This window comes from Pseudomonas sp. 2(2015) (assembly GCF_000955865.1).
In the GTDB taxonomy this organism is placed as follows: Bacteria; Pseudomonadota; Gammaproteobacteria; order Pseudomonadales; family Pseudomonadaceae; genus Aquipseudomonas.
Genome location: NZ_JYOF01000015.1, coordinates 186278 through 201816 on the forward strand (window position 1 = coordinate 186278; position 15539 = coordinate 201816).

Here is a 15539-nt window from a genome sequence, read left to right on the forward strand (position 1 = left end):
CGCATTCCTTGTTCGAGTTAGCGTTAAAGGCATTATGCCAGCGACTATAACGGTTGGGCTTTAGGCGCTAAAAGATTAAAAAGTGCTTTGCTTATTCCATTTTTTTAAACAGCGCATTGCCGCAGCGCGAGCAGAACGCCGCGCCGTGCTCGTGGCTGTTTTTCCGGCACACCGGGCAGTCGTGCTGTAGCTGTTCGCCGCGCATGGCGTTGGCAAGCTCGGCGGTGAAAATCCCGGTGGGCACGGCGATGATCGAGTAACCGGTGATCATCACCATCGACGACAACACCTGGCCCAGCGGGGTTTTTGGCACGATGTCGCCAAAGCCGACCGTGGTCAGGGTGACGATCGCCCAGTAGATGCCCTTGGGGATGCTGGTAAAGCCATGCTCGGGACCTTCGACCACATACATCAGGGTGCCGAACACGGTGACCAGGGTCGAGACGCTGAGCAGGAACACGATGATCTTCTGCTTGCTGCCGCGCAGCGCCGCGAGCAGGTAATGGGCCTGCTTGAGGTAGGGGCTGAGCTTGAGCACGCGAAAGATCCGCAGCATACGTACGACGCGGATGATCAGCAGGTATTGGGCGTCGCTGTAGTACAGGGCGATGATCCCCGGGACGATCGCCAGCAGGTCGACCAGGCCATAAAAACTGAAGGCGTAGCGCAAGGGCTTGGGCGAGCAATACAAGCGGATCAGGTACTCGACCAGAAAGATCGCGGTAAAGCCCCACTCGACGGCCGCCAGCAACCCGGCATAACCCTGGTGCACCTCGTCGATGCTGTCGAGGATCACCGTTACCAGGCTGGCGAGAATGATCAGCAGGAGGATCTTGTCGAAGCGCCGGCCGGCCGTGGTGTCGGTTTGAAAGACGATGACGTAGAGCCGCTCGCGCCAGCTCGAAGGGGTGTCCATAGGCTCGTTCCAAAGGCAGATGGGCAGAGCCTAGGGGCTGCACCTCAGCTGTGCAAGCGACGCCGGCTGTGGGATGCCGGCAAGCGCAGCAGGCGGCCACCGGCGTGCAGCAGCCAGCAGGCGAGAATGAACGGCGCGGTCAGGCCGGCGACCGGCAGCAGGCTCACCGCTGGTTGCAGGGCAATTGCCAGGACGATGGCCAGCAGCGGCAGCCAGGGCCGCTGGCGTTCCTGGCTGAAGGCCAGGGCGGCGAGGGCGGCATTGAAACCGAACAGGCCGTTGTAGGCCGCCGTGGCCTCGCCACCGATCAACGCCACGCTGCCGCCGATGGCCGAGCCGAGCAGGGCCCAGACGGCGGCGTAGCGATTGGAGATCAGCAGGCCGAGGGCGATCAGCACGCCGGCCAGCGGCTGGTCGAGCAAGAAGATCTGCCCAAGGCCGCGGGCCAGGGCGAACAGCGGGTTGGCCTCGACACTGGTGCTGGTGGCGCTGGCGGGTTCGGCCATGGCCAGGGCGGCCCAGCCGAGCAACACGAACGGCGCGGTATAGGCAGGCAGCAGTTGCCTGGGGCCGCGCTTGAGCCACTGGTGCACGAGCATGCTGCTCAGGCCGCCAGCGGCGATGATCAGTGGCGGCAGAATCGCCGACCAGGGCAGGGCATAGCTGATCAGCAGACCAATCAGCACGCCGTTGTAGCTGTACAGGCCGGCCTGGCGGTCAGTGCGGTTGTAGCCACGGCGCTGGGCAGTCAGCAGCCCGGCGAGGGCCCCGAGCAGCGCGCCGCCGACCAGGTCGGGCGCGGTCAGGGTGATAGCCAGCAGGCAGCACAGGCCACACAGCGGATTGCGCTGCAGCAGCACCTGGCTGAAGCCGTTGAGCAAGGCAGTGGCCCAGTCGGGGCACGGGTTGACGAAATTCTTGGTGTACATGGGGGCAGTCTGGGTTGATGTGGAGTGGGGAGCCTCTTTGGGCCGGGTTGTCCCACCTGGGGTTTGTGTTGCATTCATCGCGGGTCAAGCCAGCTCCCACAAACCTGTGGGAGCGGTCTACCTCAGATCAAGGTCTCGATCCGCAGCGTGTTAGTCGACCCCGGCTTGCCAAAAGGCACACCGGCAGTGATCAACAGCGTGTCGCCGCGGCTGGCCATGCCCTGGGCCTGGGCGATCTCCAGGGCGGTGGAGCAGATCTCGTCGACCTGACGCAAGCGATCGTTGACCACCGAATGCACACCCCAGGCCACGCTCAGGCGCCGGGCGGTGGACAGGTTGGGCGTCAGGTTGAGGATCGGCGCCCGTGGCCGCTCGCGCGCAGCGCGCAGGGTCGAAGCCCCCGATTCGCTGTAGTTGACCAGCACCGCCACCGGCAGGATGCCGCTGATGCGGCGGATCGCACAGCTGATGGCATCCGACACGGTGGCCTCGGCTTTCGGCCGGCCGACGTCGAGTTGCGCCTGGTAGTCCGGGCCGTTCTCCACCTGGCGGATGATCTTGCTCATCATCTGTACCGCTTCCAGCGGGTAGTCGCCCGAAGCGGTCTCGGCCGAGAGCATCACCGCATCGGCGCCTTCGGCCACGGCGTTGGCGACGTCGGTGACTTCGGCGCGGGTCGGGGCCGGGGAGAAGCGCATCGATTCGAGCATCTGTGTGGCCACCACCACCGGTTTACCCAGTTCGCGGCAGGTGTTGATGATGCTCTTCTGGATCTGCGGCACGCTTTCAGCCGGCACTTCCACGCCCAGGTCGCCACGGGCAACCATGATCGCGTCGCTGAGCTCGGCAATGGCGCGCAGTTGGGTCACCGCCGAGGGCTTTTCGATCTTGGCCATCAGGTAGGCGCGGTCACCGATCAGCTGGCGCGCTTCGACGATGTCTTCCGGGCGCTGCACGAACGACAGCGCCACCCAGTCCACGCCCAGCTCCAGGCCGAAGCTCAGGTCGCGGCGGTCCTTGGCGGTCAGCGGGCTGAGGTCGAGTACCGCTTGCGGCACGTTGACGCCCTTGCGGTCGGACAACTCGCCGCCGTTGAGCACTTCGGTCTCGATCGCGTCGCTGTGCTTGGCGGTCACCCGCAGGCGCAGCTTGCCGTCGTCGAGCAGCAGGTCCATGCCCGGCTCCAGCGCAGCGATGATTTCCGGGTGCGGCAGGTTGACCCGCTCAAGCGTACCCGGGGTGCTGTCCAGGTCCAGGCGCAGGGCCTGGCCGCGTTGCAACTGGACCTTGCCCTCGGCAAAACGGCCGACGCGCAGTTTAGGCCCCTGCAGGTCCATGAGGATGCCCAGCGGGTAGTTGAGCTGGCTCTCCACCTCGCGGATCCACTGGTAGCGCAGGGCGTGGTCTTCGTGCTCGCCGTGGCTGAAGTTCAGGCGAAAGATGTTCACCCCGGCCTCGACCAGTTGGCGGATGTCATCGATGCCCTTGATCGCAGGACCGAGGGTGGCAAGGATTTTGACTTTTTTATCAGGCGTCATGTCAGGCACTCTCGAGAATCAGGATGGCGCGAAAATCGTTGACGTTGGTCCGCGTCGGCTCGGTAACGATCAAGTCATCGAGCGCGGCGAAGTAGCCGTAGCCATTGTTGTTGTCCAGCTCGTCACTGGCCGACAGGCCCAGGGCCGCGGCGCGGGCGTAGCTGTCCGGGGTCATCAGTGCGCCGGCGTTGTCTTCGGAGCCGTCGATGCCATCGGTGTCACCGGCCAGGGCATAGACCCCGCGCAGGCCCTTGAGGCTTTCGGTCAGGCTCAGCAAAAACTCGGCGTTGCGCCCGCCACGGCCATTGCCGCGCACGGTCACGGTGGTTTCGCCACCGGAGAGGATCACGCAGGGTGGCGACAGCGGCTGGCCGTGCTGGACGATCTGCCGGGCGATGCCGGCATGGACCTTGGCCACCTCGCGCGACTCGCCTTCGAGGTCGCCAAGGATCAGCGGGCTGAAGCCGGCCTGGCGGGCTTTGACCGCTGCCGCTTCCAGCGACTGCTGGGGCCGGGCGATCAGCTGGAAGTGGCTGCGGGCCAGGGCCGGGTCGTCGGCCTTGACGGTCTCGGAGGCCGGGTTGTTGAGCCAGGCGGTGACCGCAGCAGGCGCTTCGATGTTGTAGCGCTTGAGGATCGCCAGGGCTTCGGCCGAGGTGCTCGGGTCGGCCACGGTGGGGCCGGAGGCGATGACCGTGGCCAGATCCCCGGGTACATCGGAAATCGCATAGGTATAGACGGTGGCCGGCCAGCAGGCCTTGGCCAGGCGCCCGCCCTTGATCGCCGAGAGGTGCTTGCGCACGCAGTTCATCTCGCCGATGGTGGCGCCGGATTTGAGCAGGGCCTTGTTGATCTGTTGCTTGTCGGCCAGGGTCAGGCCTTCGGCCGGCAGCGCCAGCAGCGCCGAACCACCGCCGGAGAGCAGGAAAATCACCCGGTCGTCAGCCGTGAGGTTGCTGACCATTTCCAGTACCCGCTTGGCCACGGCCAGGCCGGCGGCATCCGGGACCGGGTGGGCGGCTTCGACCACTTCGATTTTCGAGCAGCTGGCGCCATGGCCGTAGCGGGTAACCACCAGGCCGGAAACCGGGCCCTTCCAGGCGCGCTCGACGACTTCAGCCATGGCCGCGGCAGCCTTGCCGGCGCCGATGACGATGACGCGACCGCTGCGGTCGCTGGGCAGGTGGGCTTCAAGGACCTGGCGGGGATGCGCGGCATCGATGGCCGTGGCGAACAGCTCGCGCAGAAAGTGTTGCGGATCGACCGACATGGCAGGCTCCAATCTTATTGTTTTTCAAAATCAAAAACGCCCCTGGGCCCGCCTCCGTGCAGGCCGACCCAGGGGCGCTGAAAGCGGCAAGCTTCAAGCTCCAAGCCGCAAGAGAAAGCGGATCGACGCGCGGCCTGCTTTTACTTGCAGCTTGAAGCTTGCAACTGGCCTCTTACTCTTCACCGCGGATCGAGAAGTTGGCCATGTGCTCAAGGCCCTTGATCAGCGCCGAGTGGTCCCAGTTGGCGCCGCCGATGGCCGCGCAGGTGCTGAACACTTGCTGGGCGTTGGCGGTGTTGGGCAGGTTGATGTTCAGTTCCTTGGCACCTTGCAGGGCCAGGTTCAGGTCTTTCTGGTGCAGGCTGATACGGAAGCCCGGGTCGAAGGTGCCCTTGATCATGCGCTCGCCGTGCACTTCGAGGATTTTCGACGAAGCGAAGCCGCCCATCAGTGCTTCACGCACCTTGGCAGGATCGGCGCCGTTCTTGGCGGCGAACAGCAGCGCTTCGGCCACCGCCTGGATGTTCAGGGCGACGATGATCTGGTTGGCGACCTTGGCGGTCTGGCCGTCGCCGCTGCCGCCGACGCGGGTGATGTTCTTGCCCATGACCTGGAACAGCGGCAGGGCGCGTTCGAAGGCGTTCGGGCAGCCGCCGACCATGATGCTCAGGGTCGCGGCCTTGGCACCGACTTCACCGCCGGACACCGGCGCGTCGAGGTAGGTGGCGCCGGTGGCCTTGATCTTCTCGGCAAAGGCTTTGGTGGCGGTTGGCGAGATCGAGCTCATGTCGATCACCACCTTGTTCGGGCCGACGCCCTGGGCCACGCCGTTGTCGCCGAACAGCACCGCTTCAACCTGCGGGGTATCGGGGACCATGACGATGATGAATTCAGCTTCCTGGGCCACTTCTTTCGGGTTGGCCAGGGCTACGGCGCCGGCGGCGACCAGGTCGGCAGGCGCGGCGTCGTGGTGGGTCGAGAGGAACAGGCTGTGACCGGCTTTTTGCAGGTTCTGCGCCATTGGGCGGCCCATGATGCCGGTGCCGATAAATCCGATTTTAGCCATGAGAATTGCCTCTTGTAATTATTCAATCTCGGCTGGCGGGCCGGGCCCCTGTGGGAGCTGGCTTGCCAGCGATGGGAACAATGCGGTGTAGCTGTGAGGGCCTCATCGCTGGCAAGCCAGCTCCCACAGGGATTTTCGAAGCCCGTCAGTGCGTCAGATCGCGTTATGGGTCTTCAGCCAGCCAAGGCCCGCTTCGGTGGTGGTCAGCGGCTTGTATTCGCAGCCCACCCAGCCCTGGTAGCCGATACGGTCCAGGTGTTCGAAGAGGAAGCGATAGTTGATCTCGCCAGTGCCCGGCTCGTTGCGGCCGGGGTTGTCGGCCAGCTGGATGTGGTTGATCTTGGCCAGGTTGCTTTCCACGGTACGGGCAAGATCGCCCTCCATGATCTGCATGTGGTAGATGTCGTATTGCAGGTACAGGTTGCTGCTCGCCACCTCGGCCTGGATCTCAAGCGCCTGTTTGGTGGTGTTCAGGTAGAAGCCCGGGATGTCGCGGGTGTTGATCATTTCCATGACCAGCTTGATCCCGGCGGCCTGCAGCTTGTCGGCGGCAAACTTGAGGTTGTCGACGAAGGTCTTGCGCACCGTGGCGCAGTCCGGGCCTTGTGGACGGATGCCGGCCAGGCAGTTGACCTGGGTGTTGCCCAGCACCTGGGCGTAGGCGATGGCCAGATCGACACCGGCGCGGAATTCCTCGACACGGGCCGGGTCGCAGGCGATGCCGCGATCACCCTTGGCCCAGTCGCCGGCCGGCAGGTTGAACAGCACCTGGGTCAGGCCGTGGGCATCGAGCTGCTGCTTGATTTCAGCCGAGCTGAAGTCGTACGGGAACAGGTACTCGACACCGCTGAAGCCGGCGTCGGCAGCAGCCTTGAAACGGGCGAGGAAGTCCTGCTCGGTGAACAGCATGGACAGGTTGGCGGCGAAACGTGGCATGGTTGTCTCCTTGCAAAAAGGGGCCCTGTGCACCCGGCAGCAGGGCCTTCGCAGCGATCAGTCGAGCAGGGAAATCGCGGTTGGCGCGTCGTTGCCGACCAGGGCCAGGTCTTCGAATTCGTTGACCGCGTTGATTTCGGTGCCCATGGAAATGTTGGTCACGCGCTCGAGGATAACCTCGACCACCACCGGTACCCGGAACTCTTCAGCCAGCTTTTGCGCCTTGAGCAGGGCCGGGGCGATCTCGCCAGGCTCGGTCACGCGCAGGGCCTTGCAGCCCAGGCCTTCGACCACGGCGACGTGATCGACGCCATAACCGTTGAGTTCCGGCGCGTTGACGTTCTCGAACGCCAGCTGCACACAGTAATCCATCTCGAAGCCGCGCTGGGCCTGGCGGATCAGGCCCAGGTAGGAGTTGTTCACCAGCACGTGGACGTAGGGCAGGTTGAACTGCGCGCCCACTGCCAGCTCTTCGATCATGAACTGGAAGTCATAGTCGCCCGACAGTGCCACGACCTTGCGAGTCGGGTCGGCCTTGACCACGCCCAGCGCCGCAGGAATGGTCCAGCCCAGCGGGCCGGCCTGGCCGCAGTTGATCCAGTGGCGCGGCTTGTAGACGTGGAGGAACTGTGCGCCGGCGATCTGCGACAGACCGATGGTGCTGACGTAGCAGGTGTCCTTGCCGAACACCTGGTTCATTTCCTGGTAAACGCGCTGCGGCTTGACCGGCACGTTGTCGAAGTGGGTCTTGCGCTGCAGGCTCGACTTGCGCTGCTGGCAGTCTTCGAGCCAGGCGCTGCGGTCCTTGAGCTTGCCGGCGGCTTTCCACTCGCGGGCCACTTCCAGGAACACGTCCAGGGCGGCGCCAGCGTCGGAAACGATACCCAGGTCCGGGGTGAACACGCGGCCAATCTGGGTCGGCTCGATGTCGACGTGAATGAAGCGGCGGCCTTCGGTGTAGACGTCAACGGAGCCGGTGTGACGGTTGGCCCAACGGTTGCCGATACCCAGCACCACGTCGGACTTGAGCATAGTGGCGTTGCCGTAGCGGTGCGAGGTCTGCAGGCCGACCATGCCGACCATCAGCGGGTGATCGTCAGGGATGATGCCCCAGCCCATCAGGGTCGGGATCACCGGGATGCCGGTCAGCTCGGCGAATTCCACCAGCTTGTCGCAGGCATCGGCGTTGATGATGCCGCCACCGGCAACCAGCAATGGACGCTCGGCAGTGTCGAGCATGGCCAGGGCTTTCTCGACCTGGACACGGTTGGCCGCAGGCTTTTGCACCGGCAGCGGCTGGTAGGCATCGATGTCGAATTCGATCTCGGCCATCTGCACGTCGAACGGCAGGTCGATCAGCACCGGGCCTGGGCGGCCGGAGCGCATTTCATAGAAGGCTTTCTGGAACGCATATGGCACCTGGCCGGGTTCCAGAACGGTGGTCGCCCACTTGGTCACCGGCTTGACGATGCTGGTGATGTCGACGGCCTGGAAATCTTCCTTGTGCATGCGGGCACGCGGCGCTTGGCCGGTGATGCACAGGATCGGGATGGAGTCGGCCGAGGCACTGTACAGGCCGGTGACCATGTCGGTGCCGGCAGGGCCGGAGGTGCCGATGCACACGCCGATGTTGCCGGCCTTGGTGCGGGTGTAACCCTCGGCCATGTGCGAGGCGCCTTCAACGTGACGAGCGAGGACGTGATCGATACCGCCGACTTTCTTCAGGGCCGAGTACAGGGGGTTGATGGCTGCACCCGGAATGCCAAACGCGGTTTCCACACCTTCGCGGCGCATCACCAGAACGGCTGCATCAATTGCTCTCATTTTGCTCATGGTTTTGTGCCTCTTTGATTTTGTAATTGTATACAAATGGCTTTTCACCAGAGTGTATTCACGCCAGGCGACTCTGGTCAATCCATTTTCATCGGCGATCGGCGCTTTCGTCGGGAAGCCTTTAAAAATGGCGTTTCGTCAGAATTGGTTCATCGCGTCGAAATTATTGTATACAAAAATATTCGCTATTGTGTTCTATTTGTTCTATTGATTTTTACACCTGCCCTCGGGCTTCTAACAACAAGAGGACCTTTCCATGAACGCTTTGACCCTGAAAGTCGCTGTCAGCCTGGTGAACGCTGCGCTGGTGGCCGGGCGCAAGATCTCCTCCGCGCCGCTGACCGTGGCGGTGCTGGACAGCGGCGGTCACCTGCTGGCCCTGCAGCGTGAAGACGGCGCCAGCCTGCTGCGCCCGCAAGTGGCGATGGGCAAGGCCTGGGGCGCAATTGCCCTGGGCAAGGGCTCGCGCCTGCTGGCGCTGGACGCGCAACAGCGCCCGGCGTTCTTCGCCGCGCTCAATGGCCTGGGTCAAAGCCCGGTGGTGCCGGCGCCGGGTGGGGTGCTGATTCGTAATCAGCAAGGCGTGGTGCTGGGAGCGATCGGTATCAGTGGCGATACGTCGGATATCGACGAGCAGTGCGCGATCAGTGCGATCGAGGAGGCGGGGTTGACGGCGGATGCCGGTGTAGCGGCTTAAGGCCTATCGCGGAACCTGTGGGAGCTGGCTTGCCAGCGATCGAGCGCAAAGCGCTCGCTGGCCTCATCGCTGGCAAGCCAGCTCCCACAGGGATCTCGGCAAATTTGCCTAAGCGTCCGGCTCACAGCCCTTGAGCACCAAACGAATGATGGTCTGCGCCGCCGCTTCATAATCGCTGTCATCGAGCTTGGCCTTGCCGGTGACCACCGAGATCTGCCAGTCGAAGTCGGCGTAGGTCTGGGTCGCGGCCCAGATGCTGAACATCAGGTGGTGCGGGTCGAGCGGGGCGATCTGGCCGCGGTCGATCCACGCCTGGATGCACTCGATGTTGTGCCGGGCCTGGTCGTTGAGCTGCTCGACCTGGCTCGGGCTCAGGTGCGGCGCGCCGTGCATGATCTCGCTGGCGAACACCTTGGAGGCGAACGGCAGATCGCGGGAGATGCGCACCTTGGAGCGGATGTAGGCGCTCAGCACTTCTTTGGGATCGCCGTCGGCATTGAACGGTGTCGACGCCTGCATGATCGGTTCGATGATGCTTTCCAGGACCTCGCGGTAGAGGTTTTCCTTGGACTTGAAGTAGTAATAGACGTTGGGCTTGGGCAGGCCGGCCTTGGCCGCGATGTCGCTGGTCTTGGTGGCAGCGAAGCCCTTGTCGGCAAACTCTTCACTGGCCGCGCGCAGGATCAGTTCTTTGTTGCGCTCGCGAATGCTGCTCATGGTTGACGCTGTTCCTCGTGTCTGGCCGCTGGCGGCACCCGGGCCTGGGAGGGCGGTTGCGCATGGTAGCACCGGGTTCGCAAGCGGCTCAAGGTGGCGACTTTGAGCTAGACTGTGGCCCTCTCAACCCGCTGGAATCAGGCAAACATGGCAGGAAGCAGTCTTCTGGTATTGATCGACGATATCGCCACGGTACTCGACGATGTCTCGGTAATGACCAAGGTCGCGGCAAAAAAGACCGCAGGGGTGCTGGGCGACGACCTGGCGCTCAATGCCCAGCAGGTTACCGGCGTGCGCGCCGAGCGGGAAATCCCGGTGGTCTGGGCGGTGGCCAAGGGCTCGTTCCTCAACAAACTGATCCTGGTCCCGGCGGCGCTGTTGATCAGCGCCTTCATCCCCTGGGCGGTGACGCCGCTGCTGATGGTCGGCGGCGCGTTCCTGTGCTTTGAAGGGTTCGAAAAGCTCGCGCACAAGTTCCTCCACAGCAAGGAGCAAGACCAGGCCGAGCATGCGGCGCTGACCGAGGCGGTGGCGGACCCGGCAGTCGACCTGGTGGCCTTCGAGCAAGGCAAGATCAAGGGCGCGGTGCGCACCGACTTCATCCTTTCGGCCGAGATCATCGCCATCACCCTGGGCGCGGTCGCCCATGCGCCGCTGACCCAGCAGATCATCGTGCTCTCGGGCATCGCCATTGTCATGACCATCGGTGTTTATGGCCTGGTGGCCGGCATCGTCAAGCTCGATGACCTGGGCCTGTGGCTGACCCAGAAGGCTTCCAGCGCCGCCAAGGCGATCGGCAACGGCATCCTGCGCGCGGCGCCTTACATGATGAAAAGCCTGTCGGTGATCGGCACGGCGGCGATGTTTCTGGTCGGTGGCGGGATTCTGGTGCACGGCGTGGCGCCGCTGCACCATGCCATTGAAGCCTTCAGCGCAGGCCGCGGCGGCGCCTTGACCGGCGCCTTGCTCAACGCCGGCGTCGGTATCGTTGCCGGCGCCGCGGTACTGGCGGTGGTGGCGGTCATCGGCAAGCTCTGGCGTGCTGCCAGAGCCTGATGCCGCGAGGTTCGATCAGTTCTTCAGTGCTGTGCGCTCGTTGGCTGCGGGCAGCCAGTCGAGCAGGTGGTGGGTGAAGCCGTAGCTGGCGACCTGGTAGTAGGCGATTGCGCGCTGGATCAACGGGTCACTGGTGCTGCTGTTCACTTCCTGGCTTTCACCCAGCGCCTGGTTGTGGCGGCGCAAGCCGTCACGCGGGCTGAGGATGGCCAGGTCCTGGCCGTTGAACAGGCCCAGGTGCTGGTAGTTGCCGATCAGCACCCGCGGTGGCAGGCGGTCATCGAGCATCAGGTCGCGACCGAAGAAGGTCGAGGTGTAGCTCATGTTCAACAGGCCCAGCAGGGTCGGTGCGAGGTCGATCTGGCTGGCCAGTTTTGACTCCTCGCGCGCTTCGATCAGCTTCGGGGCGTAGATGAACAGCGGGATCTGATAGTTGCTGACCGGCAGGTCCTCCTTGCCGGCACTCCCGGCCGTGTGATCGGCGACAAAGATGAACAGGGTGTTGTCGAACCAGGGTTTGCTGCGCGCCTGTTGCCAAAAGCGCCCGATGGCATGGTCGGTGTACTTCACCGCGCCATCGCGGCCGTTGCCTGACGGAATATCGATACGGCCATCGGGGTAGGTGTAGGGGCGATGGTTGGAGGTGGTCATCAGTTGCAGGAAGAACGGCACCTGGTTGTCGTGGTCGGCGTCCGCCAGTTTTAGCGCTTGGGTGTACAGGTCTTCATCGGACATGCCCCAGGCATTCTTGAAGCTGATGTCGGCTTCGGCGACGCTGCTCTGGTCGACGACGCGGTAGCCGTTGCCGCTGAAGAACGCATTCATGTTGTCGAAATAGCCACGCCCGCCGTAGACGAACACGCTGTCATAGCCGACTTCGGCCAGTTGCTGGCCAAGGCTGGCGAAGCCGCTTTCACGGCCGATGCGCTTGACGATCGAACGCCCGGGCGTTGGCGGCATCGACAGGGTGATCGCCTCCAGGCCGCGGTCGGTGCGCGTGCCGGTGGCATAGAAGTTGTTGAAGTACAGGCTCTGCTTGCGCAGTGCGTCGAGGTTGGGGGTAAGGTTGCGGGTATCGCCGTTGCTGCCCAGGTACTTGGCGCTCAGGCTTTCGATGGTGACCAGGACGATATTCGGCGTGCGCGGGCTACCCGAGGCAGTGATTTCCCGGCGAATGCCCATGGGCTCCTGATCGTCGAAGCGCGCGTTAGGCTCTTGCAGTTCAGCGCGAATCAGCTGGGTGGATTGGCTTTCGCTGAGGCTGCCGTAGAACTGTGAATAGTCCAGTTCGTTGTTGCGAAACGCGGCAAAGAACTGGTACGGCCCGTTGCTTGCAAGTTCTCGGGCGTAGGCATTGCCACCCTGGCCGCGAGGCATGTCCTGGTTGATCAACAGCGCGCAACTGCCGGCCAGCAGTGCCAGGCCAGCAAGGCTGGCAAGACGTTTACGCCAACTGGGCAAAGGTGCATCCAGGGCCTGGCGCAACGGTTTGGCAATGGCCAGGGTCACTACCAGCGCGACCAGTGCCAGTACGCCGAGAATCAGGCCGATGGGGTAGGACTCGAGGATGTTGTTCAGTACCTCATCGGAGTACACCAGGTAGTCCACGGCGATGAAGTTGAAGCGCACGCCGAACTCGTCCCAGAACAGCCATTCGGCAACGGCGACAAACAACATCACGAACACGCTGGCGAACATCACCACCCGCAGCAACCCGCGATGCGCCCGCAACCGCCACAGCGTTGCCGGGCACAGCAGCAGGTAGACGGCCAGAGGCAGGGCGGCATAAATCAGAAAGCCCAGGTCATAGACCAGACCGGTGGCAAAGATCGAGTAAAAATGCCCCCCGGCTTCGCTCAGGTGAGTGAAGTACAGGGCGCTTCTTGTCAGTAAGAAAATAACCAACCACAACGACGTTAATAGCAGTAGATAGCGCACCGGCGCTGAGCGTGTAGCGTGCATGGCGTTTGCCTTGTTATTGCGGGGGAAGTGGGATGGCAAACTAACGCTTGAAATGAAAAAAATTTGTCAAATAAATGCAGTGAAGAAGTTTGACTGTGGTTTATAGTGATGGTTCTTTCATGCCGCAAGGATGCGCACGAGGCGCTAATGATAATTGCCCCTGATAACTAAATAAGGAGCCCATGAATGCCCTTCAGAACATTGACCTACGATGTCTTTCACTTGGGCTTGTACATGGCCACTGCATTGGCCTGGACCAGCCTGTGCGTGATGGTTTTGCTTTGCGCGCGCAGGCGTCGCTTTGCTTCTGTGCCGGGCAGTTGCCTGGGCGTGGCTGGGCTGGGCGTGCTGGTCTGCCTGGGTATTCTGTTGGCAGATGTGCTGCGCCTGATCGATCACCGGGCGGTGGTGTTCAGTTTGTTGACGTTTGGGGTTATAGCACCGGGGCTTGCGGCCGCTGGTTTGTATTTGCGTCTGAATGTGCGGCGCGCGAGTATCGGTTGAATTTGTTTATAGGAAAATTCCCTAGTTGATGTAAGAGTTTTCCGAAGTTTGATTTGCTTATCAAAAGTTGCGCCCGTGCAAGGCGCAACTTTGTATCCGTGCGGATCAGAAGTGCGCTTTGACCAGGAAGCTGGCCGTGTTCTGATCGGTATCAAAGGCATCGCTGTCCTTGATGCCGTACTTGTTCTTCCAGTAGTCGTATTCGAAACCGACATACAACTGCTTCTCGCCCCAGTTCAGCGCCTTGCCCAGGTCGTATTTGACCTGCGGGTTGAAGTGCAGGTTGGCGTGGTAGGTACCACGGCGGCTGGTGGCATCGTTGTCGACGACCCAGTCCATGAAACCATCGATGAGGATGTCGGACTTGCCCACGGGAATGGTGTAGGACCATACCGGGGTGATCTGCCAGACGTTGTCACCGGCGCGGCTGCCTTCGGTGTGGCGCTGGTAGAAGTTCAGCTGGAAGTAATCAAAGCCCGGGATGTCCAGGTCGAAGCCCGGGCCGATCAGGTAGGACTCGGTGTCACCTTCGCCAAACTCGTAGGTCATGGCCAGCAGCACGTCCTTGACCGGGCCGAAGGCCAGCTTCTGGTCGAAGATCTTGCCGAAGGACAGGCGCGGGCTGATCTCGCCGTAATAGGTGTTGGGGCCGTTGTTGAAGTCCTTGTCGCCGTTGTAGAAGATCTTGTCGACGAAGATGAAGTTGTCGCCGTACTTCCAGGCATCGGCGTGCTCGAAGGTCACGGTCTGCTGGATCGACGGGTTGACGGCGAAGTTCTTGCCCCACAGGTAGGTCAGGCTGTTGTTCTGCCATTGCAGCAGGTCACCGGCGCTGGCGCCGGTGCTGGCCGCCAGCAGGCCGCTGGCGAGGATCAGGCTGTTGGTAATACGCATCGCGTAGTTGCTCCCTTGATTGATTCTGTGTCGGTGCTCTGGTGTGGCACCTTTTGGGTAATTACTTGTCTTCTGAGTCAGTTTTTTTCGATTGGCCACAGCTGTTTGGCAAGAGCTGGGCCAACTTTTTGGGGCTGGCTCAACAATCCTGCTCGACGTCAGACTGAACAGATGAAAAGGGTATTGCTGGATGGCGTGACGCTTGCCAACCGCCCGAATTCATTGACTGAGCGGTCAGCAAACGCAGACAGGATCCGTCCTGCCCTGAGCGAGGGGGCGCGCAGATTACTGGCTTGCGCGCCGGTCCTCAAGTGCTCCGTCCTGGAGCAGGTGTGGCAAAAACTGTGCGTTTGGTCAGCTTTTAGAAGTGAACCTTAACCAGGGCGCTGGTAACGCTCTGGTTGGTGTCGAGCTTCCCACTGTTCTCGATACCGTATTTGTCTTTCCAGTAGCTGTATTCGATACCTACGTACAACTGCTTGGCGCCCAGGTTCAGGGCCTTGCCCAGGTCGTATTTGACCTGCGGGTTGAACTGCAGGTTGGCGTGGTAGGTGCCGCGCCGGGTTTGATCGTTGTCCACCACCCAGTCCATGTAGCCATCGATCAGCACGTCGGACTTGCCCACGGGGATGGTGTAGGAAAAGGTTGGGGTAATCTGCCAGACACGATCACCTGGGCGGCTGCCTTCGGTGTTGCGCTGCATGATGTTGAGGGTGAAGTAGTTGAAGCCGGGAATCGCCAGGTCAAAGCCGGGGCCGATCAGGTAGGCCTCGTTGTCGCCTTCGCCCGACTCGTAGGTCATGGCGATCAGTACGTCCTTGATCGGACCGAACTCGAATTTGCGATCGAAGATCTTGCCTAGCGACAGCCGCGGGCTGAACTCACCGTAGTAGGTGTTGCTGCCTTTGTTGCGGTCGGTACCGCCGTTGTAGAAGATCTTGTCGATGAACAGGAAAGTGTCGCCGTACTTCCACTTGTTGGCGTGTTCGAAGGTCAGCGTCTGCTGGATCGCCGGGTTGACCTGGAAGTCCTTGCCGTAGAGGTAGGTGAGGCTGTTGGTGTGCCAGAGCAGCAAGTCCCCTGCGGCGGCTGGCAAGGTGGCCAGCAGACTGCTACCCAGCAGGAGGGAAGTGGTGATGCCTTTCATGTTGTGATTCCCGGCTTTGTTATTGTTGGTTTTCGGTTTTTTGGCGCGAAGCGCCCCGGCCGACCCGCTCCCAC

14 protein-coding genes are annotated in these 15539 nt (G+C 62.3%); 3 read left to right on the forward strand and 11 right to left on the reverse strand.

Annotated elements, in window-relative coordinates; translation table 11 throughout:
• Positions 1-91: 91 nt before the first annotated feature.
• The 7 genes from UB48_RS20475 to gcl form a co-directional block, all read right to left on the reverse strand.
• The gene (locus UB48_RS20475; RefSeq protein WP_045200389.1) at positions 92-916 is read right to left on the reverse strand and encodes an ion transporter; all 825 of its coding nucleotides are present in this window, start codon (positions 914-916) and stop codon (positions 92-94) included.
• A 44-nt stretch (positions 917-960) separates the two neighbouring features.
• Positions 961-1845, reverse strand: a complete 885-nt coding sequence (locus UB48_RS20480; RefSeq protein WP_045200390.1) for an urea transporter — start codon at positions 1843-1845, stop codon at positions 961-963.
• Between the two features lie 122 nt (positions 1846-1967).
• Positions 1968-3383 carry a pyruvate kinase gene (gene pyk / locus UB48_RS20485; protein WP_045200392.1) on the reverse strand — a complete coding sequence of 472 codons (1416 nt, stop codon included), beginning with the start codon at positions 3381-3383 and terminating at the stop codon, positions 1968-1970.
• 1 nt (position 3384) lies between these two features.
• The gene (locus UB48_RS20490; protein ID WP_045200395.1) at positions 3385-4653 is read right to left on the reverse strand and encodes a glycerate kinase; all 1269 of its coding nucleotides are present in this window, start codon (positions 4651-4653) and stop codon (positions 3385-3387) included.
• A gap of 172 nt (positions 4654-4825) precedes the next feature.
• Complete coding sequence (locus tag UB48_RS20495; RefSeq protein WP_045200397.1) at positions 4826-5719, reverse strand: 2-hydroxy-3-oxopropionate reductase; 894 nt, start codon at positions 5717-5719, stop codon at positions 4826-4828.
• A gap of 153 nt (positions 5720-5872) precedes the next feature.
• Positions 5873-6655: a hydroxypyruvate isomerase gene (hyi, locus tag UB48_RS20500; protein ID WP_045200402.1), complete on the reverse strand. Its 783-nt coding sequence runs from the start codon at positions 6653-6655 to the stop codon at positions 5873-5875.
• A 57-nt stretch (positions 6656-6712) separates the two neighbouring features.
• Positions 6713-8488 carry a glyoxylate carboligase gene (gene gcl / locus UB48_RS20505; RefSeq protein ID WP_045200404.1) on the reverse strand — a complete coding sequence of 592 codons (1776 nt, stop codon included), beginning with the start codon at positions 8486-8488 and terminating at the stop codon, positions 6713-6715.
• Positions 8489-8744: 256 nt separating this feature from the next.
• Here gcl and UB48_RS20510 point away from each other — a divergent pair, with 256 nt between their 5' ends.
• A complete protein-coding gene (locus tag UB48_RS20510; RefSeq protein WP_045200407.1) occupies positions 8745-9185 on the forward strand; it encodes a heme-binding protein in 441 nt (146 codons plus the stop codon).
• Positions 9186-9293: 108 nt separating this feature from the next.
• Here the strand turns inward: UB48_RS20510 and UB48_RS20515 are convergent, their stop codons facing one another.
• Entirely contained in the window at positions 9294-9902 is a 609-nt protein-coding gene (locus tag UB48_RS20515) for a TetR/AcrR family transcriptional regulator (RefSeq protein ID WP_010225109.1), read from the reverse strand.
• Between the two features lie 147 nt (positions 9903-10049).
• Between UB48_RS20515 and UB48_RS20520 the strand changes: the two genes are divergently transcribed.
• Entirely contained in the window at positions 10050-10958 is a 909-nt protein-coding gene (locus tag UB48_RS20520) for a DUF808 domain-containing protein (protein WP_045200409.1), read from the forward strand.
• 15 nt (positions 10959-10973) lie between these two features.
• On the opposite strand, the gene UB48_RS20525 is transcribed toward UB48_RS20520, so the two are convergent.
• Positions 10974-12920, reverse strand: a complete 1947-nt coding sequence (locus UB48_RS20525; protein ID WP_045200411.1) for an LTA synthase family protein — start codon at positions 12918-12920, stop codon at positions 10974-10976.
• 186 nt (positions 12921-13106) lie between these two features.
• On the opposite strand from UB48_RS20525, the gene UB48_RS20530 reads away from it, so the two are divergent.
• A complete protein-coding gene (locus tag UB48_RS20530) occupies positions 13107-13424 on the forward strand; it encodes a hypothetical protein (protein ID WP_045200412.1) in 318 nt (105 codons plus the stop codon).
• Between the two features lie 105 nt (positions 13425-13529).
• Here UB48_RS20530 and UB48_RS20535 read toward each other — a convergent pair whose 3' ends face one another.
• Together UB48_RS20535 and UB48_RS20540 are read right to left on the reverse strand one after the other, a co-directional pair.
• Positions 13530-14318 (reverse strand): outer membrane protein OmpK, encoded by a 789-nt coding sequence (locus UB48_RS20535; protein WP_045200414.1) that lies wholly within the window; start codon positions 14316-14318, stop codon positions 13530-13532.
• 361 nt (positions 14319-14679) lie between these two features.
• Positions 14680-15465: an outer membrane protein OmpK gene (locus UB48_RS20540; RefSeq protein ID WP_045200416.1), complete on the reverse strand. Its 786-nt coding sequence runs from the start codon at positions 15463-15465 to the stop codon at positions 14680-14682.
• Positions 15466-15539 lie beyond the last annotated feature (74 nt).

Coding starts and splice junctions, on each gene's coding strand:
- UB48_RS20475 (WP_045200389.1), bottom strand. CDS start 916: ATGGACACCCCTTCGAGCTGGCGCGAGCGGCTCTACGTCATCGTCTTT.
- UB48_RS20480 (WP_045200390.1), bottom strand. CDS start 1,845: ATGTACACCAAGAATTTCGTCAACCCGTGCCCCGACTGGGCCACTGCC.
- pyk (WP_045200392.1), bottom strand. CDS start 3,383: ATGACGCCTGATAAAAAAGTCAAAATCCTTGCCACCCTCGGTCCTGCG.
- UB48_RS20490 (WP_045200395.1), bottom strand. CDS start 4,653: ATGTCGGTCGATCCGCAACACTTTCTGCGCGAGCTGTTCGCCACGGCC.
- UB48_RS20495 (WP_045200397.1), bottom strand. CDS start 5,719: ATGGCTAAAATCGGATTTATCGGCACCGGCATCATGGGCCGCCCAATG.
- hyi (WP_045200402.1), bottom strand. CDS start 6,655: ATGCCACGTTTCGCCGCCAACCTGTCCATGCTGTTCACCGAGCAGGAC.
- gcl (WP_045200404.1), bottom strand. CDS start 8,488: ATGAGCAAAATGAGAGCAATTGATGCAGCCGTTCTGGTGATGCGCCGC.
- UB48_RS20510 (WP_045200407.1), top strand. CDS start 8,745: ATGAACGCTTTGACCCTGAAAGTCGCTGTCAGCCTGGTGAACGCTGCG.
- UB48_RS20515 (WP_010225109.1), bottom strand. CDS start 9,902: ATGAGCAGCATTCGCGAGCGCAACAAAGAACTGATCCTGCGCGCGGCC.
- UB48_RS20520 (WP_045200409.1), top strand. CDS start 10,050: ATGGCAGGAAGCAGTCTTCTGGTATTGATCGACGATATCGCCACGGTA.
- UB48_RS20525 (WP_045200411.1), bottom strand. CDS start 12,920: ATGCACGCTACACGCTCAGCGCCGGTGCGCTATCTACTGCTATTAACG.
- UB48_RS20530 (WP_045200412.1), top strand. CDS start 13,107: ATGCCCTTCAGAACATTGACCTACGATGTCTTTCACTTGGGCTTGTAC.
- UB48_RS20535 (WP_045200414.1), bottom strand. CDS start 14,318: ATGCGTATTACCAACAGCCTGATCCTCGCCAGCGGCCTGCTGGCGGCC.
- UB48_RS20540 (WP_045200416.1), bottom strand. CDS start 15,465: ATGAAAGGCATCACCACTTCCCTCCTGCTGGGTAGCAGTCTGCTGGCC.